The sequence below is a fragment of the Massilia sp. 9096 genome (assembly GCF_000745265.1).
GTDB lineage: Bacteria > Pseudomonadota > Gammaproteobacteria > Burkholderiales > Burkholderiaceae_D > Telluria.
Genome location: NZ_JQNN01000001.1, coordinates 3,947,687 through 3,969,292, shown reverse-complemented (window position 1 = coordinate 3,969,292; position 21,606 = coordinate 3,947,687). Strand labels below are relative to the sequence as shown.

Here is a 21,606-nt window from a genome sequence, read left to right as displayed (position 1 = left end):
CCGTTTGGCCGCCGGATGAATTCGTGTGACCAAAGGACGCGTTGTGAACCAGACATTGGGCCAAAAGCTCTTTCGAACCAAGTCGCCCGAGCGTGCCAAGCTCGACGAGGGCAACGCACACGGCGCCGGCCTCGGCCGTTCGCTGGGCTTGTTCCCCCTGACCATGATCGGGGTCGGCGCCACCATCGGCACCGGCATCTTTTTTACGATGGTCGAGGCCGTGCCAAAAGCCGGTCCGGCGGTCGTGCTCTCCTTCCTGATGGCCGCGATCACCGCCGGCCTGACCGCGCTGTGCTATGCCGAGCTGGCCGACCGCGTGCCGGCCTCGGGCTCGTCGTATTCGTTCGCCTACGCCACGGTCGGCGAGTTCGCCGCCTTCGTGGTCGCGGCCTGCCTGTTGCTGGAGTATGGCCTGGCGGCCAGCGCCACCGCGATCGGCTGGTCGGACTACCTGAACAATTTCCTGCAGAACGCGCTCGGCTGGCAGATCCCGGAGGCGTTGCGCGCGCCCATGATCGTCGCCGGCAAGGATGGCGGCGTCGAATTCCACGCCGGCCATATCAACCTGCCGCCCATCCTGCTGGTGGTGCTGTGTTGCGTGCTCTTGATCCGCGGCACCAAGGAATCGGCGACCACCAACGCGATCATGGTGCTGATCAAGCTGGCGATCCTGGTGTTCTTTTCCATCATCGCGTTTTCGGGCTTCGACATGCATAACTTCCACCCCTTCCTGTGGCCGGAAAAGGGCGCCGGCATCGGCGGCATGGCGGGCGTGACGGCGGCGGCCGGTACCGTATTCTTCTCCTTCATCGGCCTGGACACCATCGCCACCGCCGGCGAGGAGACGAAAAACCCGACGCGCGACGTCCCGATCGGCATCCTGGCCGCGCTGGTCATCGTCACCGTGTTTTACATGCTGGTCGCAATCGCGGCGCTGGGCGCCCAGCCGGCCAGCATGTTCGCGGGCCAGGAAGCGGGCCTTGCCGTGATCCTGCAGAACGTGACCGGTAAAACGTGGCCGGCGCTAGTGCTGTCGGCCGGCGCCGTCATCTCGGTGTTCTCGGTGACGCTGGTGACGATCTACGGCCAGACCCGCATCCTGTACGCGATCGCCAAGGATGGCCTGATCCCGAAATCGTTCCGCACTGTCAATCCGCGCACCCAGTCGCCGGTGACCAATACGCTGATCGTGAGCGTGCTGGTGGGCGTAGTGGCCGGCCTGGTCGACTCGACCTTCCTGTGGGACATGGTGAGCATGGGCACGCTGGTCGCCTTCATCGTGGTCTCGGTCGCGGTGCCGGTCATTCGTAAAAAGCAGGGCGCTACGGATCGCGCTGCGGCGACCGGACGCAAGGGGTTTCGGGTGCCGTTCGGCCCGTACTTCGTGCCGGGCCTGTCGATCGCGGCCTGCATCTACCTGGTGTTCGGTTTGTCCAGGACCACCTACACCGTGTTCTCGATCTGGATGGCGATCACGATCGTGACCTATTTCGGTTACGGGATCCGCAACAGCCGCCTGAACAAGCCGGCCTCGGAGCAGGCCGAGCTGACGCACTGAAGCGTCACCGAGCGCTGCGCCAGATACAAAAAAAGCCGGTCGTCGACCGGCTTTTTTTATTGCGACATCGACGGCTTACTTCGCCATCTGATAGCGTTCCAGCCAGTGCGCATACGGCGCCGGCAGGACCCAGGTCGGACGCTCGACGCCCAGTTCCTTGGCGGCCTGCAGCGGGTAGTGCGGATCGGCCAGGTGGGCGCGGCCGACCATGACCAGGTCCAGCTGGCCATCGGCGACGGCGGCTTCGGCCAGGTTCGGACCGTCGAAGCCCCATGCCGATGCGACCGGCAGGCCGGCTTCGTCGCGCACGCGCTTGGCGACCGGGCCGAGGAACGCCGGACCCCAGGGGATCTTGACGTCCGGGATGGTGAAGCCGACGCTGACGCTCAGCATGTCCAGGCCGCGCTGGCGCATCATGCGCACCAGTTCGATCGACTCGTTCAGGGTCTGTTCGTCGTTGCCGTCGTATTCGATGACGCCGAAACGTGCGGTCAGCGGCAGGTTCTGCGGCCAGACTTCGCGCACGGCTTCCAGGGTCTCGAGCAGGAAGCGGCTACGGCCGGCGAAGTCGCCGCCGTACTGGTCGGTGCGCTTGTTGCTGTGGCTCGAAAAGAAGCTCTGGCCCAGGTAGCCGTGTGCGAAGTGCAGTTCCAGCCACTCGAAGCCGGCGGCCAGCGCGCGCTTGGCGGCGGCCACGAAGTCGGCTTTCACGCGTGCGATGTCGTCCAGCGTCATGGCTTTCGGGACCTTCGGCAGACCCTGGCCGAAGGCGATCGCCGACGGCGCGATGGTGTCCCAGCCGCCCGGCTGGTCGGATGGGATATGGTCGTCGCCTTCCCACGGGCGGTTGGCGCTGGCCTTGCGGCCGGCGTGGCCGATCTGGATGCCGGCGACGGCGCCGGCGGCCTTGATACGGGAGGCGATGTGGGCCATGCCCTCGACTTGCGCGTCATTCCACAGGCCGGTGCAGCCCGGGGTGATGCGGCCTTCCGGCGACACGGCGGTCGCTTCGACGATCACCAAGCCGGCGCCGCCGCGCGCGATGCCGGCGTAGTGGGTCTGGTGCCATTCGTTGACGAAGCCGTCGTGGGCGCTGTACTGGCACATCGGCGGCACGGCGATGCGGTTACGCAGGGTGACGTCTTTGAGTTTGAACGGGGTAAACAGGGCTGACATGACAATCCATAAATGAGGTCAAGCCGCGGTCCATGCCGCGGCGGGGTTTGCCAGTATAAGGGGAATGCGCCGCGCTTGCTGGCGACCCCGCGTTTACCCCATCAAGTGCTCATCAGCCCGCAAAGATCACCATTCCGCGTCCTTCCTGTGCCATTTCCTTTACGAAATCCTTGAGCGCGCCGAAGCGCTCCAGGCAAAACGGCAAGGCCTCTTTCTCGCTCCAGATGTCCGGATAGATGTCCAGTTCCCGCATCGCGCGCGGGTCGTAGCGTGCGCGCAGCGGGTCGGCGCCCAGCGGGGCCAGCGCCGCATCGAGCCGGCGCACTTCGTCGGCGTCGAACACGCGCGGCACCAGCTCGTCGCCTTCTTCGTCGCCCAGCGGCTCGCCGCCATGCAGCAGGAAGTTGAGCGGCTCGTCGCCTTCCCATGCGGTGCCGGTCAGCAGGTAATGGATGCCGTGCCAGGCCTTGTCCAGGTGCACCGCGGCGCCGCCAGCAGAGAGAAGAGTAAAAGCCTGCGCCGGATCGCTGCGCAGGGCGTCGACTTGCTGTTCGTCGACGGCGTACAGGCTCGCGGTCATTCCCATGGTCGTCTCCGATAAGAAAAAAGCCACGTTGGGGTCGACGTGGCTTCTTGATCATACTTCAGCCTGGCATCAGGTGCCGCCGCCCAGGCTGTAGGCGATGACGTAGTCGCCGGTCCTGGTGCCCAGGCCGCCGTGGCCGCCGGCGGCGATCACGACGTATTGCTTGCCGCCGACCGCATACGACATCGGTGTGGCCTGGCCCCCGGCCGGCAGGCGCGCCTGCCACAGCAGGCCTCCGTTGCGCTCGTCATAGGCGCGCAGGTAGTCGTCGGCGGTGGCGCCCATGAAGATCAAGCCGCCCTTGGTCACGATGTTGCCGCCGATGTTGAAGATGCCGGTCTTGAGCGGCAGGTTGACGTGGGTGCCGAACGGCCCGGTGTCGCGCGTCGTGCCGACCGGATGCTGCCATACGATCTTGCGGGTCGTCAGGTCGATCGCGGACAGCGTACCCCAAGGCGGCGCATTGCACGGCACCCCCAGCGGGTTGAGCCATGGGTGCACGCTGCCGATGTAGGGCGTGCCGTACTGCGGCGAATAGGGCGTCGTGTTGATCGGCTGGTTGCCTTGGCCGTTCCATGGCTTGATGGCGCCGTTCTGCTCGGGCTGCTGGCGCGGGATCAGCTGCACCGTGAACGGGATGTAGTTGGCGTTCGCGAACACCACTTTCCGGTCCGGGTCGATCGAGGCGCCCATCCAGTCGATCACGCCGTCGAAGGCCGGGTAGACGATGGTCCGCTTCAGGCCGGGCGGCGTGAACTGGCCCTGGTAGTTGAACGACTTGAACTCGATGCGGCAGATCAGCTGGTCGAACGGCGTCGCGCCCCACAAATGGTTTTCCTTCAGGTCGGCCGGCGTCAGCGACGGCAGCCCGGTCGAGAACGGCTGGGTCTTGCTGACGTAGTCGCCCGGCGCGGCGCCCTGGGGCACCGGCTTTTCCTCGACCCGGGCCAGCGGCGCACCGGTGCGGCGGTCGAGCATGAAGAATTCGCCCCGTTTATTGGTCTGCACCAGCGCCGGCACCAGCTCGCCCGGCTTGGCCGGATCGGGTACATCCACCAGCGAGGGACCGATCGGCAAGTCCATGTCCCACAGGTCGTGGTGGGTGGTCTGGAAGTGCCAGCGCTCTTCGCCGGTGCTGATGTCGAGCGCCACGATGGAACTCGAGTACTGTTCGTCGAACGGGCGGCGGTGGCCACCGAAGTAATCGGGCGTCGCATTGCCCAGGGGGAGGTAGACCAGGTTCAGGTCGGGGTCGGCCGTGTACACGCCCCACGCATTCGGCGTGCCGCGCGTCAGTTCATCGTTCGGCCCCGGCGCCCAGTTGTGCGGCGTGTGCCCGACGTCCCAGGCCCAGACCAGCGCGCCGGTCAGCGGATCGAAGCTGCGCACGGCGCCGGACGGCTCGTGCTCGGCCTGGTTGTCCCACACCCAGCCGCCCAGGATCAGGCGGTCGTGCAGCACCAGCGGCGGCGACGTGACGAAGTGGAAGCCCTTCTGCACGTGGCCCAGGTACTTTGTCAGCGAAATGAAGCCGTGGCTGCCGAAGTCCTCGCATGGCTTGCCGGTTTCGGCGTTCAGCGCCATCACGCGCGCGTCCAGCACGGGCGCGATGATGCGCGTCGGGCAGTCGGTCCTGGTGCCCGGCGGGGCGGCATAGTAGGCGACCCCGCGACAGGCCAGGTAGACGTCGGCGTCGGTGTCGGCATGCGGGTCGAAGGTCCACTTTTTCTTGCCGGTCCTGGCGTCGAACGCCACCACCCAGCTGTGGCCGGTGCAGACGTAGAGCGTGTCGCCGATCTTGCTGGGCGTGTCTTCGAAGTTGAATTCGTGGCCGGCGTCGGTGCCGCCGACGTCCTCGCCCTTGCGCATCGTGTCGCCGGTCTGGGCCTGCCACGCCACCTGCAGGCCTTTGACGTTGGCGGCATTGATCTGGTCCAGCGGCGAATAGCGGTCGCCCTTGGCGGTGCGGCCGTAGAACTGCCAGTCGGCGTCAGGTACCGAGCGGTCGTGCGCGTCGGCCACATGGTCCGCCGGCGGCAGCTCGCCGGCCACGCCGGGCGCGTGCAGCAGCGATGCCGCACCCACCGCCACCGACAGCACGACCGCTGCCAGCAGCGGCAGCTGCGCGCGGCCGTATCGGCGGCCGCCGTCCAGCCGCGGCGCCACCCATGGCAGCAGCAGATAGATGCCGAGCAGGGTCGGCACCAGCAATCTCGGCTCCAGTTCCCAGCCGCGCAACCCGACTTCGGCCAGGGCCCAGGCGACGGTGCCGGCCAGGACCAGCGCATACAGATGCAGCGCCCAGCGCCGGCCGACGAACAGCCCGGCGCCGGTGAGGACCACGCCGAGGCCGGCGAGCAGGTAGTACCAGGAACCGCCGAGGATGGCGAGGTAGAGCCCGCCGACCAGCAGGAACAGGCCGGCAAGCACGAACAGGCCGCCGGTGATACGCGGCTTGCGTACGGCGGATGCGGTAGACAGATCAGACATGATGGCTTTCCAGTTCATGAACTATTAACATGCATAGACAAGCTTGTTCTTATACATGACTGGCATCATCCGAGGCACACGCTTGCGGCCTTTGCCGCAGCGTGTTTACAACTGCGGCCCGAGCAGATCCGCGATCTTGCCCCCGATCTTCTCGCCGATCGAGCGCGACTCCCATTGCTGCAGGTTCATCGGCTTGGCGTGGCGCCAGTCGTCGTCGAAGATCGCTTCCTGCTGCTTGGCGAAGGCCGGGTCGAGCACGTTCAGGTTGGCTTCATCGTTGAGGATGAAGGAGCGGTTGTCGAAGTTGGTCGAGCCGACCGAGACCAGCAGCGAATCGACCACCAGCGACTTCACATGGAACATCGTCGGCTGGAATTCGGCGATCTTGACGCCGGCCTTGAGCAGGTCGCCCCAGCGCTCGCGCGAGGCGGCGCGCACCACGTCCGAATCGATGTCCGGTCCCGGCACGACGATGCGCACGTCGACCCCGCGCTTGGCCGCCGCGACCAGGGCATTGACCGCCAGCTCGTCGGGCACGAAATAGGAATTGGACAGGTGGATGGTGCGCCGCGCCGCGGTGATCGCCATCAGGTACATCAGGTGCATGCTCTCGCTGCCGCCGGTCGGCGAGCTGGAAAACATCTGCGCCGGGCTGTCGCCGACCGGTTTCAAGGCCGGGAAGTAGGCTTCGCCGTCGAGCACGCGGCCGGTGGCCTTGGTCCAGTTGTCGACGAAGACGGCCTGCATCTGGCCGACCACCGGGCCTTCGACGCGGAAGTGGCTGTCGCGCCAGTGGTCCTTGTCCTGCGCGCGCCCGCCCCATTTGTCGGCGATGCCGACCCCGCCGGTAAAGCCGATCTTGCCGTCGACGATCAGGAGCTTGCGGTGGGTGCGGTTGTTCAGGCGCGCCAGCTTCCACCAGACCGGCTTGTGGTAGCGGTGCACCTGCACGCCGGCCCGGCGCATCTCGTCGAGCTCCTTGTCGCTGATCTTGATGCTGCCGATCCAGTCGAGCAGCAGGTTGACCTGCACGCCCGCGCGCGCGCGTTCCGCCAGCGCCTGGGTGAATTCGCGGCCGATGCTGCCGCTCCAGTAGATGTAGGTTTCGAAATCGATGGTCTTTTGCGCGCCGCGGATCGCCTCGAGCATGGCCGGGAAGATCTGGTCGCCGTTGAGCAGGGCGTCGACCTTGTTGCCTTCGATGATGGGCGGGCCGAGCAGCACGCCGAGCGAGCGGCGGAATTGCGGATCCTCGGTGCTGTACTGGCGCGTCAGTTCGTTGTCGATCTTTTTCTCGCCCGGCGAAAAGTTCAACACGAGCAGGCACGCCACCGCGGTGACAATACAACTGAGCAAAATTAGGGTAGGTCTTTTGACGCGCATAATTATTTTGGACGTAAAAAAACCAACGCCGGAGAGCGTTGGTTTTTAAGGGGTGCCCGACATGCTTAGCGAACGCGGCCGCGACGCAGCAGGTTCACGATGGCCAGCAGGATCACAGCGCCCAGGAACGAGACCAGCAGCGACGAGACGCTGAAGTCGTCGGCATTGATGGTGCCGGAGCCAAACAGCGGGGACAGCAGCCAGCCGCCCAGGAAGGCGCCCACGATACCGACCACGACATTAAGAATCATGCCTTGTTCAGCGTCCGTTTTCATGACCATGCTGGCAAGCCAGCCGAGAATACCACCGACGACGATCCAGATAATGAATAACATGTTGAGTCCTCCTCAAGGTTGGGAACGATACTTCAGGCCAATTGATTGCCGAGGCCATGGGCAAAGTCTAGTGGTACGGACGACCCCGGGTCAGTGCGGCAACGAACGTTAGACGCGCAATCTGCCAACATGTTCTTTTGTACAAAGGAATGTCCTGAGCAGGGTGCGTCAACGAACAGATGTGCACTGATCGGCAGGCATATCGTTGCTCACATTGCAGCAATTGATTCGCCACCTTAGATCACCCTGAACGAAAGGATCCATCATGAGCATGTTCGATACCGACAAGCAGAACAACAATCAAAACCGTATGGTCACCGGCCTGTTCCCGGACCGCGCCAGCGCAGAACGCGCCTACAACTCGATCTCGACCCGCGGCTACGGCAAGGACGACGTCAACCTGATGATGTCGGATTCGACCCGCAAGACCCAGTTCGGCGACACCGAGACTGAACTCGGCAGCAAGGCCGCCGAAGGCGCGGCAGCCGGCGCCGGCATCGGCGGCACCATCGGCGCCGTGCTGGCCGGCGTGGCCGCGATCGGCACCTCGCTGGTGATTCCGGGCGCAGGCCTGATCGTCGCAGGTCCGCTGGCGGCCGCACTGGCCGGCGCCGGCGCTGGCGGCATCACCGGTGGCCTGATCGGTGCGCTGATCGGCGCCGGCATTCCGGAAGAGCGCGTCAAGCACTATGAAGAAGGCATCAACCAGGGCGGCATCCTGCTGGGCGTGAATCCACGTTCGGATGAAGACGTCCCGCACATCCACCAGGCTTTCACCGATAACGGCGGCAGCCACGTGATCGGCACCGGCATCGGCGCCCTGGGCGGCGCAGCGATCGGCGCCGGCATCGGCTCGGCCGTGGGCCCGATCGGCACCGTTGCTGGCGCAGCCATCGGCGGCATCGCAGGCGGCCTGGCCGGCAAGGGCGCCGGTGAAGTCGTCAACCCGAAAACCGGCGACGACCTGGGCGAACACCACCTGGCCAAGGGCGTGGGCGCCATGGGCGGCGCAGCGGCTGGTGCAGCTGCCGGTGCGGTCGCAGGTCCGGTCGGCATGGCCGCCGGCGCGGTGATCGGCGGCCTGGCCGGCGGCACCGCCGGCCGCGGCGCGGGCGAAGTGGTGAACCCGAAAGCCGACGACCGCCTGGGCGAGCACAACCTGGCGCAAGGCGTGGACGCCAGCGCCGGTGCGCTGGCCGGTGCTTCGATCGGCGCCGTGGGTGGTCCGATCGGCGCGGTGGCGGGTGCGGTGGCGGGCGGCATCGCCGGCGACCTGATCGGCAAGGGCTCGGCCGAAGTGGTCAACCCGAAGCGCGACGATCACTTGGCGGAACATAACCTGGCCGGCGGCGTCGGCGCAGCGGGCGGCGCGGCTGCCGGTGCGGCCGTGGGCGCAGTCGGCGGTCCGATCGGCATGGCCGCCGGTGCGGCCATCGGCGGTGTCGCCGGCGGCATGCTGGGCAAGGGCGCAGGCCACCTGGTCAACCCGACCGAGGAAGACAACTACTGGCGCGCCAACTACCAGACCCAGCCGTACTACACGCCGGGCTTCAGCTACGACGATTACTCGCCGGCCTATGCGCTGGGCTACAACAACTCGCGCCGCTTCCCGAACTACGACCTGGCCGAGCCGCACATGGCCAGCGAGTGGGATCGCGTGAAGGGCCAGTCGCGCCTGTCGTGGGACCAGGCCAAGCAGGCCACCCGCGCCGGCTGGAATCGCGTCGAAGGCAACGTGCCGGGCAATGACCTGAACCGCAGCAATTATTAATCGGCGCCACGCGCTCGATCGGCGACGCGCCGGTCGAGCCGCCGCCATGAAAAAAGCCTCGGGCCGCAAGGCCGCGAGGCTTTTTCTTTTCCTACCTCGCGCACCTTACGCCCATGCGCGCGAGGATGGCAGGCGATTACTGCTTGATGCCTTCGACCTGGATCGCCAGCTTGACGTCCATGTTGAAGCCGTAGCTCTCGCCGTAGCTCACGCCGAAGTCGCTGCGCTTGAAGGTGGCCGAGGCATCGGCGCCGCAGACTTCCTTCTTCAGCATCGGGTTGACCATGCACTTGAACTTGTTGATGGTCAGCTTGACCGGCTTGGTCACGCCGTGCAGGGTCAGCTGGCCGTCGACGCTGGCCGGGGTGTCGCCCTTGAACACGATCTTGCCTTTGTAGCCGGCGTTCGGGAACTTGGCGACGTCGAACATCTCGGCGCCCTTGGCGTGCTCGTCCAGCTTGGTGTTGCCGAAGTCGATGCTGGCCGGGTCGATGGTCAGGTCGACGGTGCCGGTCTTGGCGGCGCGGTCCAGCACGATGGTGCCTTCGGTCTTGGTGAACTTGCCGCGCCAGACCGACAGGCCGCCGAAGTGGTCGGCTTCGAAGCTCGGGTAGGTGTGGCTCGGGTCGATCGCGTAGGTGTCGGCGGCGAAGGCGGAGGTGGCTGCGGCGGCGGCCAGCAGGGCGATGGTCAGGTGCTTGAATTTCATTGGATTCGATCCTCTTGGGTGGGTGAATGAATAAATCGTGCTGCGAAATCGTACTGCGCTTACTGTCCCGCGGTGATGCGGAACTTGATGATGATGTCGTCGGCAACCATGCCGGTGTCCTTCCATTCGCCTTCGCCGACGTTGAAGGCCAGGCGATGGATCGGCAGCTGGCCCTCGAAGACCTGCTGGGCGCCCTGCGCCTTGACGCTGAGCGGGAAACTCACGTCCTGGGTCTTGCCCTTGATGGTGAGCTTGCCGGTGACGGCCAGTTTGCCGGCGCCGGCCGGCTTGATCGAGGACGACACGAAGCTCGCCTTCGGGAACTGGGCCGAATTGAACCATTCCTTCTTGGCGATCTCCTTGTTGTAGTCGGCCTGGCCCATGTCGAAGCTGGCGGTGTCGATGTCGACCTTGGCCGAGGCGTTTTCCGGGTGCGCCGGATCGTAGTCGACCTGGGCATTGAAGCGCTTGAAGTTCGATTCGACCGGCACGTTCATCTGCTTGAAGGTGGCCGAGACGCTGCTGTGCGCGACGTCGGTCTTGAGCGGGACGGCGGCTGCCGCCAGGACGGTGCCGGACAAAAGGACTGCAAGGGCGGTACGGGTCGACTTCATGATCTCTCCTTAACGTGAACGGCCGGGCAGCATGCGGCGCAGGGTGTCGTCGCGATCGACGAGGTGGTGCTTCAGGGCGGCCAGCACGTGCAGCGCGACCACGGCGGCCATTGCCATGTTCAGCCAGTAGTGGACCGGTTTCAATGTGTCGGCCAGCGCCTGGTTCTTGGCGATCAGGACCGGCAGCTGCACCACGCCGAACCAGACCACCGGAAAGCCCGCCGCCAGCGTATAGAAATAGCCCGACAGCGGCACCGCGAAGATGAACACGTACAGCACGTTGTGCAGTGCGTGGGCGGCCTGGCGCTGCCAAGGCGGCATGTCGGTCGACAGATCGGGCGGACGATTCTTCAGGCGCCACAACAGGCGCACCGCGGCCAGCAGCAGCACGGTCACGCCGGCCCATTTGTGCCAGGCGTAGTAGCGCAGCTTGGCCGGCGAAAAGCCGGGAATATCGGTCATGAACAGGCCCAGCGAGAAGGCGCCGACGATCAGGATCGCGACCAGCCAGTGAAGCGCGATGGCGGTGTTCGTGTAACGCTGCATGACGCCCTCCTGTCCTGTATTGATTTTCAGAACTTTATACGTTCCATCCGTGCTTAGGAAGCTATCCGATTGGATAACATTGTTCAGCTGGTGGCACAATGGCTGAGTTTTACTCGATAAAACGGTGACATGCGCAACGGTCGAGCAGCGCGCCATGGCTGTCGTGTCAACGGTAAAATGTTGAGCTATATAATTTATAAAAGAGTGTAGCGCGACACTAGCGTTTTCTTAGAACAACAATGACCAGGATTCTTTCCGGCCACCTTATGGCGTGCTTGGCGCCTTCCCTATCGCTGTCCCTGCTGTGCGCGAGCCTGCTGGCGGCCTTTCCCGTCCACGCGAACGAAGCCGCGCAGCAGCAGCAGGGCGGCGATTTCGCCGACCTGTCGATCGAGGAGCTGGCCAACATCGACGTGACCTCGGTGTCGCGCCGTCCCGAACGCCTGCAGGATGCGCCGGCTTCGGTGTTCGTGATCACCGCCGACGACATCCGCCGGTCCGGCGCGCGCAGCCTGCCCGAGGCGCTGCGCCTGGCGCCCAACCTGAACGTGGCGCGCGCCACCAACAACAATTACGCCATCTCGGCGCGCGGCCTGAACGGCACCGCCGACAGCCCGGCCAACAAGCTGCTGGTGATGATCGACGGGCGCTCGGTGTATTCGCCGCTGTTCTCGGGCGTGTTCTGGGACGAGCCGGACGTGATGCTGGAGGACGTCGAGCGCATCGAGGTGGTCAGCGGCCCGGGCGGCACGCTGTGGGGCGTGAACGCGGTCGACGGCGTCATCAACATCACCACGCGCCACGCGCGCGACACCGAGGGCGATTTGGTGACGCTGCGCGCGGAACAGGACGGCGCCCAGGCGGCGTTTCGCCACGGGCAGGCCAGCGCCGACGGCGCCTGGCGCATCTACGGCAAGGCCTTCGGCCTGAACCACAGCGAGCAGGCCGGCGGCCGCCAGGTCGACGACGACTGGGACCAGGCCCAGGTCGGCTATCGCGGCGACTGGACGCGCGGCGCCGAGCGCTGGTCCGTCAACGCCAACGCCTATCGCGGCCGCCAGGGCCAGCCGGCGCCCGGCCAGATCTCGGCGTCCGGCGCCAGCGCCTACATCGACGACATCGACACCCGCGGCGCCAACCTCACCGGCCGCTGGGAGCATGCGCTGGCGGACGGCGGCAGCCTGGTGCTGCAGGCCTATTACGACCACCGCTACCGCAAGGCGCCGCCGACGTTTGCCGATTCGGTGGACATCGCCGACCTCCAGTTCCAGCATGCGCTGCCGCGCCTGGGCGCGCACAGCCTGGTCTGGGGCGCAGAGTACCGCTACAGCTGGGACAGCGTCAGCAACAGCCGCTACGTCGCCTTCCTGCCGGCCGACGTCGACCAGTCCTGGGCCAGCCTGTTCGCCCAGGACGAGATCGCGCTGCGCGAGAACCTGCGCCTGACCGCGGGCGCGCGCGTGGAGCGCAACCCCTACACCGGCGCCGAGTTCCTGCCCAACCTGCGCTTGTCCTGGCGCCTCAATCCGGCGCACGCGCTGTGGGCCGGCTTGTCGCGCACCGTGCGCGCGCCGTCGCGCCTGGACGTCGACGTCCACATCCCAAGTGCGCCGCCTTACCTGCTCAATGGCGGGCCCCAGGTGCGCTCGGAAGTCGCGCGCGTGCTGGAAGCCGGCTATCGCGGCCAGGTCGGACGCGGACTGTCCTATTCGGTGACCGTGTTCCGCAATCTGTACGACGATCTGCGCACGCAGGAGGTCACGTTCGATGGCGACCGGCGCAGCATCGTGTTCGGCAACCAGATGGAAGGACGCGCGCGCGGCATCGAGGCCTGGGGCAGCTACCAGATGAGCGATGCCTGGCGCGTCTCGGCCGGCATGACCGCCCTGCACGAGGTGTTCAGCCTGAAGCCGGGCAGCCGGGACGTGGGCAGCCTGGCCATCGCCGGGCTCGACCCGGCTTACACGGCCCAGCTGCGTTCCAACTACGTGTTCGACGAGCGGCGCGAGCTGGAACTGGCGCTGCGCCGCGTCGGCGCACTCGGCGTTTTCCAGGTGCCGGCCTACACGGCGCTCGACGCGCGCTTCGGCTGGCGCCTGGGGCGCGGGATGGAAGTGGCGATCGTCGGCGCCAACCTGAACGGCGGCCATGCCGAGTACGGTGCGCCGTCGGTGCGCAGCGAAGCGGGGAGAAGCGTGGGAGTGAACTTCACCTGGCAGAAATGAGGACGTAAAAAAACCGGAGCGCGCTCCGGTTTTTTCATGCGTCGATCTGCGCTCAGATCGCCTTGGCCAGCTGCGCCGCCAGGCCGGTGTAATTCGCCGGCGTCATCGCCAGCAGCAGGTCCTTCGCGTCCTGCGGGATCGCCAGCGTGTTGATGAACTGCTGCAGCGCGTCGCGCGTGATGCCCTTGCCGCGCGTGAGTTCCTTGAGCTGTTCGTACGGATTCTCGATGCCGTAGCGGCGCATCACGGTCTGCACCGGCTCGGCCAGCACTTCCCAGTTGGCGTCCAGGTCGGCTTCCAGGCGCTGCGGGTTCACTTCCAGCTTGTTCAGGCCGCGCAGGCAGCTGTCGTAGGCCAGCAGCGCATAGCCGAAGCCGACGCCGATGTTGCGCAGCACCGTCGAGTCGGTCAGGTCGCGCTGCATGCGCGAGACCGGCAGCTTGTCGGCCATGTGGCGCAGCACGGCGTTGGCCAGGCCCAGGTTGCCTTCCGAGTTTTCGAAGTCGATCGGGTTGACCTTGTGCGGCATGGTCGACGAACCGATCTCGCCGGCCTTGAGCTTCTGCTTGAAGTAGCCCAGCGAGACGTAGGTCCAGATGTCGCGGTTCAGGTCGAGCAGGATGGTGTTCGCGCGCGCGATCGCGTCGAACAGCTCGGCCATGTAGTCGTGCGGCTCGATCTGGATGGTGTACGGGTTGAAGACCAGGCCGAGGCGCTGCTCGATCACGTTCTTACTGAACGCCGGCCAGTCGAACGACGGGTAGGCCGACAGGTGCGCGTTGTAGTTGCCGACCGCGCCGTTCATCTTGCCGAGGATTTCGACGTCGGCGATGCGGCGGGCGGCGCGCTGCAGGCGCGCGACCACGTTGGCGAATTCTTTGCCCAGGGTGGTCGGGCTGGCGGTCTGGCCGTGGGTACGCGACAGCATCGGCAGCTCGGCGTTGACGTGCGCGATCTCGGTCAGCCTGGCGATGATGTTCTGCAGCGACGGCAGCAGCACGCCGTCGCGCGCGGCTTTCAGCATCATGCCGTGCGAGGTGTTGTTGATGTCTTCCGAGGTGCAGGCGAAGTGGATGAACTCCGAGGCCGCGACCAGTTCCGGCAGGTCCTTGACCTTCTCTTTCAGCCAGTACTCGACCGCTTTCACGTCGTGGTTGGTGACCGCTTCGATTTCCTTGATGCGGGCGGCATCGCTTTCGGTGAAGTCCGCGGCCAGCTTGTCCAGCAGGGCGGACGCCTCCGGCGAGAACGGCTTGAGTTCGGCGAAGCCGGCCTGCGCCAGCGCCTGCAGCCAGGCGATTTCGACCTTGACGCGGTGGTGCATGAAGCCGGCTTCCGACAGGATCGGGCGCAGCTTGTCGGTCTTGGCGGCGTAACGGCCGTCCAGCGGGGACAGGGCCGACAGGGTCGATGAGGATGCGGTAGAAGTCATGGGAAGCGGTCCGTGCAAAAACGCCGATTTTACCACCGGCGGCCCTGCCCAGCCCGGGTTTGTCAAGTTTCATTTTGCACGACGTTGCAGCCTTGCCGGCCCTCTCAAGGCCGTGAAGGCCGATGCTATACTGTTGCCCAATCCCCTAATCTGAGCATTTATGAAACTCATCGGTTCCTACACCAGTCCTTATGTGCGCAAGGTGCGCGTGGTGTGCGCGGAAAAAAAGCTGGACTACGACTTCGCGCTGGAAAACGTCTGGGCCGCCGACACCCGGATCGGTGAGTCCAACCCGCTCGGCAAGGTGCCCTGCCTGGTGATGGAAGACGGCAGCGCGATGTACGACTCGCGCGTGATCGCCGAATACCTCGACACGCTGACCCCGGTCTGCAAGCTGCTGCCGGCCAACAGCCGCGACCGCGCCAACGTCAAGGTATGGGAAGCGCTCGCCGACGGCGTGCTCGACGCCGCCGTGACGGCTTACCTCGAGCGCACCCAGCGCCCGGAAGAATTGCGCCATCAACCCTGGATGGATCGCCAGCTGGGCAAGGTGCGCGCCGGCCTGGCCGTGATGAGCACCAACCTCGGCGAGCAGCCGTTCTGCATGGGCATCCACTACACGCTGGCCGACGTCGCGGTCGGTTGTGCGCTCGGCTGGCTGGCGTTCCGTTTCCCCGACATCGATTGGCGCACCGACCATCCGAACCTGGCGCGCCTGTTCGACAAGCTGTCCGAACGCCAGTCGTTCAAGGACACGGTTCCCTTCATTCCCGCTTGAAACGGGGCCGCCGCGATGACGACGACGGTCGTGTTCGGCGAGGCGCTGGTCGACGAATTCCCGACCGGGCAAGTGGTGGGCGGCGCGCCCTTCAACGTGGCGCGCCACCTGGCCGCCTTCATGGCGCCGCCCCTCATGATCACGCGCATCGGCGACGACCGCAACGGCCTGGCCGTGCGCGCCGAATTCGAGCGCTTCGTGATGGTGGAGACCGGCCTGCAGGTCGACCCGATGGAAGAGACCGGGCGCGTGGTGGTCGAACGCAATGCCCCGGGCCAGCCCGAAGGCCACCACTTCACGATCCTGCCGCGCCAGGCCTACGACTTCATCGATCCGCACGCTGCGGTGGCCAGCCTGGCGGTCCTGGGTGGCCAGGACGCCGGCACGCTCTATTTCGGCACGCTGGCCCAGCGTGAGGAACGCTCGCGCCAGGCGCTGGCGGCGCTGTTCGAGGCGACGTCGGCGCGACGCTTCCTCGACCTCAACCTGCGTCCCGGCCAGGCCGACGAAGCCGTCGTCACGCGTTCGCTGCTGGCGGCCGACATCGTCAAGGTCAACGAAGCCGAATTGCAGGCGCTGTTCCAGTGGTATGTCCAGATCGGCCCGGACGATGCGCCGCTGGCGACCGAGGAAGTACACGCGGCCTGCCGCACGCTGATCGAGCGCTTCGCCCTGGACGCGCTGATCGTCACGCTGGGCCACCGCGGCTCGGTGTATTTCGGCGCCGACGGCAGCCTGCTCGCCAACCGCGACAACCCGGCGCCGCCCTTCGTCATCGACACCGTCGGCGCCGGCGACGCCTTCTCGGCGATCTTCCTGCTCGGACGCCTGCGCGGCTGGCCTTTGCCCTTGACGCTGGCGCGCGCCAACGAGTTCGCCGGCGCGATCTGCGCGGTGGCGGGTGCGGTGCCGGCCGATATCAATTTCTACGACAAGTGGGCCGCCCGCTGGCAGGGCGCCTGAATCGTGGTGGGCCGGGAACAGCCCGGCTGTCTCAAGGTCCGGCGCTTGTTGCGACAAGACGATGTGTTTCATCATCGCGTGGCCTCGAGCAGCTGTTGTTTGCGAGATCCACTGAATACGCCATCGATGCCGCCCATGGCTTGTTGGGCGTCAGACGATCTTCATCCGGTCGGCCAGCAGCGCCTCGTACGTCAGATTCTGCAGCAGCGTGTAGTGGACCGGATCGAGCTCCACGAACTGCACCCCATAGGCATGGATCTCGCCCTGGCCGTCCGGCGACTTTTCGATGTTGACATTGCGGATCATCGCCAGGGTATCGACCTGCGCTTCCTGGCCGAGGCCCGGCATCGCCAGCGTGAACTGCATGCTGATCAATTCCTCGCTGCGCGGCAGCTGGACCGGCGAATCGACGCGGGCGCCGCTCACCGAGATATTCATCAGCTTGCAGTCGATCGGGATCGCGTCCGGCTGGGCCGTGCTCCGCACGCGCGCCGGGATATCGGTCTTGACGCGCATCGCGCCGCGCAGGCTGTTGCCCTGGATCGAGGTCGGGAACGACAGGTGGACGTAGAACAGCGGCCGCGCGAACACGCGCTCGACCGTGCAGGCAAACGAGCACACGTTGACGCCCGAAAATACGCGAATGGTGACGCGCTCGCCCTCGGTCAGGCCGATCGGCACGCCATTTTCCATCGGAATCTTGAGGATGATGTACTCGTCCTTGAGGTAGCCGATCAGGGTCGAGAAATGGGTCACTGGCTTGACGCGGCGATGCGTCATCAGTTGCAGGCGTACGCCAACCTGCATATTGAGCGATTCGAACGCGAATTCGCGAGGCGTGATGTCGTGGTCAGGAGCGCCGATCATAGGAATCCGGTCGAAGCGGATGTTGCCGCATGTCAAAACCCGGCATCCTATCACCGATGCGCTATGGTGAAAATCGCAATTTCCGCCCCTGTTCAATCTGTAATGAATGCGAAGGGGGAGAAAACGGTTCAGGCCGGCGCTGGCGCGCGCGCGTCGGCCCTCGATATCACTCGGTCATTTGCGTCTGCAAATAGTTCTGCAGGCCGACCTTGACGATCAGGTCGAGCTGGGTTTCCAGCCATTCGATGTGTTCTTCGGTGTCCGCCAGGATCTCGAGCAGCAGGTCGCGCGAGACGTAGTCGTGGGCGGCCTCGCAGGCGGCGATGCCTTCCTTGATCGTGACCTGGGCGCCGCGCTCGAGCTTGAGGTCGCATTCCAGCATTTCCTGCGACGATTCACCGATCAGGAGTTTGTGCAGCGCCTGCAAGTTGGGCAGGCCGTCGAGCATCAGGATGCGGTCGATCAACTTGTCCGCATGTTTCATCTCACCGATCGATTCGTCGTATTCCTTCTTGCCGAGCCGATAAAACCCCCAGTGCCGGTACATGCGCGCGTGCAGGAAGTACTGGTTGATCGCGGTCAGCTCATTGGTGAGCTGGGCGTTCAAGTGACGGATGATGGTGGGATCGCCCTTCATGGATTGCCTTTTGTAATGACGCGACGATGTCATCATAGCAAACCGGCGCGGCCGCGGATATGGCCACCGCCGCGGGCGCGCAACAACTTGGCGCAGGTGTCAGATTGCCGCCAATACGAACCCGCCGACAGCCAGCAGCGACAGCGCGCCGATCGCGATGCCGACCGTGTGGCGCCGGTTGGTGAGCGCCCACAGCACCACGCCCGACACCGACAACAGGATGATCGAACCGGCCAGCGTATCGACCAGCAACACCCAGCCGGTGCTCATCCCGACGCCCTTGTGCAGGTTGGTCATGGTCGCGAATAAGTTGTTGTCGGCGCGCTTGACGGTGACGAAGCCATTGCCGACCCAGTACTCGGCCTGGACGTTGCCCGACGGTGAAGTGAAGCTGGCGCTCCAGCGCTCGGGCTGGACCAGCGATTTGTCGGCCCATGCGACCGGGCGCGGCGGCTCCGCGCGCACGCGCCCGGGTTCGGGCTCGAGCCTGAGCGAGCGCTTGAGCCAGAGCGCCATCGCCTGGGGCGTCGTCGGTGCCGGACTCGGCAGTGGAATCTGCACCGTGCTTTCCTGCGCCCGGGCGGCGGGAATCCTGAGGATGGCGCGGTGGTTCAGGAGGATGCCGGTGCTGCCGAACAGCAGCCCGAGCACGGCGCCCCAGAGGCCGATCCAGCCATGCATCTTGCGCAGCCACTTGACCGCGATGGCGCGGCGCGAAGGGGCGGGCGGCGGCTGGACCGTGAAGGGCGCTTTGGGTGGACGGAACGGGATGACTGGCATAAGACAGAAGACTTGGCTGCTTCGGAACCCACATACTACCAAGGACGGCCGGCATGCGGTCGGGTGTGCGTCCGATTGTGCAAGGCAATGAAAACCTTCCCCGACAGGCCATGTTTCCGGGGAACTTGAAGTCCCTGCTTACGCCACCAACTTGCCTGGTGTCATCCGATGCGGCGCCACCGTCACGTTTTTGCCGTCGAGGTGTTCGTGCATCACCTCGCGCGCGCAGCTGACGCATTTGCCGCAGCAGGCGCCGACGCCGAGTTCCTTGCGCAGGCCGGCCATCGAGTTCAGGCCGAGGTCGACCGCCTGGCGGATTTCGCGGTCGGAGATGTTGTTGCAGACACAAACGATCATGGGTTTTCCGTTTCAAGCCGGCGCGCGGCAAGCTCTTGCTATCTGTTCTATAATGCGAATCATTCTCATTCACTTTCATATTCTGGAGAACCCGCCAGACGAATGCAAGCGAATTTGTTGCGCAATCCGGCGGACCGGGCAGAACTAGACAAATCGCAAATAGAAATAATTCGCATTTAGGTTTATGATGTACCCATCCGTCCCCACCGCGTCATATCGACTGGAAGTGACACCATGACTCTCGCACCCACCCTGACCACGCTCGACAGCCTGAAAGCCGGCCAGAGCGCTACCGTGATCCACCTCGCTCCGAGCGCCCGTTCCGGCGTCAGCGATGGCCTCGACGTGTCGCGCCGCCTGATGGAGCTCGGTTTCGTGCCGGGCGAGCGCATCCGCATGCTCAAGCGCGGCCTGCCCGGCGGGCCGCTCGCGGTCAAGGTCGGCCAGTCGACCTTCGCCCTGCGCCGTTTCGAAGCGGCGCTGGTCTCGATCCAGCCGGAGTAAGGCAAACACGATGTCAGTAGCAGAACAGCAGGTCACGACGGCCAAGGCGCCGCTCATCGCCCTGCTGGGTAATCCGAACTGCGGCAAGACCGCTCTGTTCAACCGTCTCACCGGCGCGCGCCAGAAGGTCGCCAACTACGCCGGCGTCACCATCGAACGCAAGGAAGGCAGCTTTACCCTGCCTGGCGGGCGCATGCTGCGCGTGCTCGACCTGCCCGGCGCCTACAGCCTTTCGGCCCACACCCCGGACGAAGCGATCACGCGCGACGTCGTCGCCGGCCTGCGCGCGGGCGAACAGGCGCCGGACGTCGTGGTCTGCGTGGTCAACGCCACCAACCTGCGCCTGAACCTGCGCCTGGTGCTGGAAATCCAGCGCCTCGGCTTGCCGATGGTACTGGCGCTGAACATGGTCGACGTCGCGAAAAAGCGCGGCATCGAGATCGACACCGCGCGCCTGTCGCGCGAACTCGGCATGCCGGTGGTCGAAACCGTCGCGGTGCAGTCGGGCGGCGAAAAGCAGCTGCTCGAGTTGCTCGACCGGCAAACTTTCGCCCCCGCCAAGCCGCGTCCGCTGGCCGCGATCGACGCGGTCTCGGTCGAAGACACCCAGCGCGAAGTGCGCCGCATCATCGACGCCGCGGTCAGCTTCGATCGCGACACCGGCAACCTGTCCGAGCAGATCGACGCGGTCGTGCTGCACCCGATCGCCGGGCCGGTCATCCTGGCCGCGCTGATGTTCCTGGTGTTCCAGGCCGTGTTCAGCTGGGCCAACGTGCCGATGGACCTGATCAAGAACGGCGTCGATGCGGTCGGCGGCTGGGTCGGGGCGCACATGGCCGAGGGGCCGCTGCGCGGGCTGCTGGTCGACGGCATCTTCGGGGGCGTCGGCAGCGTGCTGGTGTTCCTGCCGCAGATCCTGATCCTGTTCTTCTTCATCCTCGTGCTCGAGGATTGCGGCTACCTGCCGCGCGCCGCCTTTCTGCTCGACCGCATGATGGGCGGCGTCGGCCTGTCCGGGCGCGCCTTCATTCCGCTGCTGTCCTCGTTCGCCTGCGCGATTCCCGGCGTGATGGCGGCGCGCACCATCCAGAACCCGCGCGACCGCCTGGTCACGATCATGATCGCGCCGCTGATGACGTGTTCCGCGCGCCTGCCGGTGTACGCGCTGATCATTGCCGCCTTCATCCCCAAGCGCGCGCTCGGCTTCGGCCTGAATTTGCAGGGCCTGGTGCTGTTCCTGCTGTACGTGGCCGGCATCGTCAGCGCCATGGCCGTGGCCTGGTTCATCAAGCGCACCGCCGGCGCCAACCGCCAGCAGCCGCTGATGCTCGAACTGCCGGCCTACCACTGGCCGCACCTGCACAACCTCGGCCTGGGCCTGTGGGAGCGCGCACGCATCTTCCTGACCCGCGTCGGCACCGTGATCCTGACGCTGATGGTGCTGGTCTGGTTCCTGTCGAGCTTCCCGGGCGCTCCGGAAGGCGCGACCCATCCGCCCATCTACTACAGCGTGGCCGGCATGCTGGGCCGCGCCTTGTCCGTGATCTTCCAGCCGATCGGCTTCGGCTGGCAGATCTGCATCGCGCTGGTGCCGGGCATGGCGGCGCGCGAAGTCGCGGTCGGCGCGCTCGGTACCGTGTACGCGCTGTCCGGCGGCGAAGACGTGGCCGGTTCGCTGGCCCCGCTCATCAGCCATTCCTGGAGCATGGCGACCGCGCTGTCGCTGCTGGCCTGGTACGTGTTCGCGCCGCAGTGCCTGTCGACCTTGTCCGTGGTGCGGCGCGAGACCGGCAGCATCCGCTACGCGCTGATCATGGCCGGCTACATGTTCGCGCTGGCCTATGCGGCCTCGTTCCTGACCTACCGCATCGCGCTGTACGCGCTGGGGAGTTGAG

The 21,606-nt window shown here is 65.7% G+C and carries 20 protein-coding genes; 7 read left to right on the top strand and 13 right to left on the bottom strand.

The annotated features are described in order from the left end of the window. Positions 1-43: 43 nt before the first annotated feature. Positions 44-1,558: an APC family permease gene (locus tag FA90_RS17155; protein WP_036170662.1), complete on the top strand. Its 1,515-nt coding sequence runs from the start codon at positions 44-46 to the stop codon at positions 1,556-1,558. Between the two features lie 75 nt (positions 1,559-1,633). On the opposite strand, the gene FA90_RS17150 is transcribed toward FA90_RS17155, so the two are convergent. The 5 genes from FA90_RS17150 to FA90_RS17130 form a co-directional block, all read right to left on the bottom strand. Beyond that, the gene (locus FA90_RS17150) at positions 1,634-2,734 is read right to left on the bottom strand and encodes an NADH:flavin oxidoreductase/NADH oxidase (RefSeq protein WP_036170659.1); all 1,101 of its coding nucleotides are present in this window, start codon (positions 2,732-2,734) and stop codon (positions 1,634-1,636) included. A 112-nt stretch (positions 2,735-2,846) separates the two neighbouring features. Then, complete coding sequence (locus tag FA90_RS17145; protein ID WP_081933905.1) at positions 2,847-3,320, bottom strand: YfbM family protein; 474 nt, start codon at positions 3,318-3,320, stop codon at positions 2,847-2,849. A 69-nt stretch (positions 3,321-3,389) separates the two neighbouring features. Continuing rightward, positions 3,390-5,810, bottom strand: coding sequence for a membrane-bound PQQ-dependent dehydrogenase, glucose/quinate/shikimate family (locus FA90_RS17140; protein ID WP_051972206.1), 2,421 nt, complete (start codon positions 5,808-5,810; stop codon positions 3,390-3,392). Positions 5,811-5,915: 105 nt separating this feature from the next. Continuing rightward, entirely contained in the window at positions 5,916-7,193 is a 1,278-nt protein-coding gene (cls, locus tag FA90_RS17135) for a cardiolipin synthase (protein ID WP_036170656.1), read from the bottom strand. A 65-nt stretch (positions 7,194-7,258) separates the two neighbouring features. Beyond that, positions 7,259-7,528, bottom strand: coding sequence for a GlsB/YeaQ/YmgE family stress response membrane protein (locus FA90_RS17130; RefSeq protein WP_036170652.1), 270 nt, complete (start codon positions 7,526-7,528; stop codon positions 7,259-7,261). Between the two features lie 265 nt (positions 7,529-7,793). Between FA90_RS17130 and FA90_RS26990 the strand changes: the two genes are divergently transcribed. Then, positions 7,794-9,299, top strand: coding sequence for a hypothetical protein (locus tag FA90_RS26990; protein WP_036170649.1), 1,506 nt, complete (start codon positions 7,794-7,796; stop codon positions 9,297-9,299). A gap of 136 nt (positions 9,300-9,435) precedes the next feature. On the opposite strand, the gene FA90_RS17120 is transcribed toward FA90_RS26990, so the two are convergent. From FA90_RS17120 to FA90_RS17110, 3 genes are read right to left on the bottom strand one after another with little or no spacing between them, the layout of a single operon-like run. Continuing rightward, a complete protein-coding gene (locus tag FA90_RS17120; protein ID WP_036170646.1) occupies positions 9,436-10,008 on the bottom strand; it encodes a YceI family protein in 573 nt (190 codons plus the stop codon). Between the two features lie 59 nt (positions 10,009-10,067). Beyond that, on the bottom strand, positions 10,068-10,622 hold the full coding sequence (locus tag FA90_RS17115) for a YceI family protein (RefSeq protein ID WP_036170644.1): 555 nt from the start codon (positions 10,620-10,622) through the stop codon (positions 10,068-10,070). A 9-nt stretch (positions 10,623-10,631) separates the two neighbouring features. Beyond that, positions 10,632-11,168 (bottom strand): cytochrome b, encoded by a 537-nt coding sequence (locus tag FA90_RS17110; RefSeq protein WP_036170642.1) that lies wholly within the window; start codon positions 11,166-11,168, stop codon positions 10,632-10,634. 275 nt (positions 11,169-11,443) lie between these two features. Between FA90_RS17110 and FA90_RS17105 the strand changes: the two genes are divergently transcribed. After that, entirely contained in the window at positions 11,444-13,393 is a 1,950-nt protein-coding gene (locus tag FA90_RS17105; RefSeq protein ID WP_239700791.1) for a TonB-dependent siderophore receptor, read from the top strand. A 52-nt stretch (positions 13,394-13,445) separates the two neighbouring features. On the opposite strand, the gene purB is transcribed toward FA90_RS17105, so the two are convergent. Further along, a complete protein-coding gene (gene purB, locus FA90_RS17100; protein ID WP_036170641.1) occupies positions 13,446-14,825 on the bottom strand; it encodes an adenylosuccinate lyase in 1,380 nt (459 codons plus the stop codon). A gap of 160 nt (positions 14,826-14,985) precedes the next feature. Between purB and FA90_RS17095 the strand changes: the two genes are divergently transcribed. After that, positions 14,986-15,603, top strand: a complete 618-nt coding sequence (locus tag FA90_RS17095) for a glutathione S-transferase N-terminal domain-containing protein (RefSeq protein ID WP_036170640.1) — start codon at positions 14,986-14,988, stop codon at positions 15,601-15,603. 15 nt (positions 15,604-15,618) lie between these two features. After that, on the top strand, positions 15,619-16,566 hold the full coding sequence (locus FA90_RS17090) for a PfkB family carbohydrate kinase (protein WP_036170639.1): 948 nt from the start codon (positions 15,619-15,621) through the stop codon (positions 16,564-16,566). A gap of 150 nt (positions 16,567-16,716) precedes the next feature. Here the strand turns inward: FA90_RS17090 and FA90_RS17085 are convergent, their stop codons facing one another. The 4 genes from FA90_RS17085 to FA90_RS17070 all read right to left on the bottom strand — a co-directional run bounded on the left by FA90_RS17085 (position 16,717) and on the right by FA90_RS17070 (position 19,207). Beyond that, positions 16,717-17,433 carry a flagellar brake protein gene (locus FA90_RS17085; RefSeq protein ID WP_036170638.1) on the bottom strand — a complete coding sequence of 239 codons (717 nt, stop codon included), beginning with the start codon at positions 17,431-17,433 and terminating at the stop codon, positions 16,717-16,719. Positions 17,434-17,599: 166 nt separating this feature from the next. Next, complete coding sequence (gene bfr, locus FA90_RS17080) at positions 17,600-18,070, bottom strand: bacterioferritin (protein ID WP_036170637.1); 471 nt, start codon at positions 18,068-18,070, stop codon at positions 17,600-17,602. A 99-nt stretch (positions 18,071-18,169) separates the two neighbouring features. Continuing rightward, positions 18,170-18,850, bottom strand: a complete 681-nt coding sequence (locus tag FA90_RS17075) for a PepSY-associated TM helix domain-containing protein (protein WP_051971881.1) — start codon at positions 18,848-18,850, stop codon at positions 18,170-18,172. Between the two features lie 138 nt (positions 18,851-18,988). Beyond that, positions 18,989-19,207, bottom strand: a complete 219-nt coding sequence (locus FA90_RS17070; protein WP_051971880.1) for a (2Fe-2S)-binding protein — start codon at positions 19,205-19,207, stop codon at positions 18,989-18,991. 234 nt (positions 19,208-19,441) lie between these two features. On the opposite strand from FA90_RS17070, the gene FA90_RS17065 reads away from it, so the two are divergent. Both FA90_RS17065 and FA90_RS17060 read left to right on the top strand, forming a co-directional pair. Next, complete coding sequence (locus FA90_RS17065) at positions 19,442-19,711, top strand: FeoA family protein (RefSeq protein ID WP_036170636.1); 270 nt, start codon at positions 19,442-19,444, stop codon at positions 19,709-19,711. 10 nt (positions 19,712-19,721) lie between these two features. Next, positions 19,722-21,605: a ferrous iron transporter B gene (locus FA90_RS17060; RefSeq protein ID WP_036170635.1), complete on the top strand. Its 1,884-nt coding sequence runs from the start codon at positions 19,722-19,724 to the stop codon at positions 21,603-21,605. Position 21,606 lies beyond the last annotated feature (1 nt).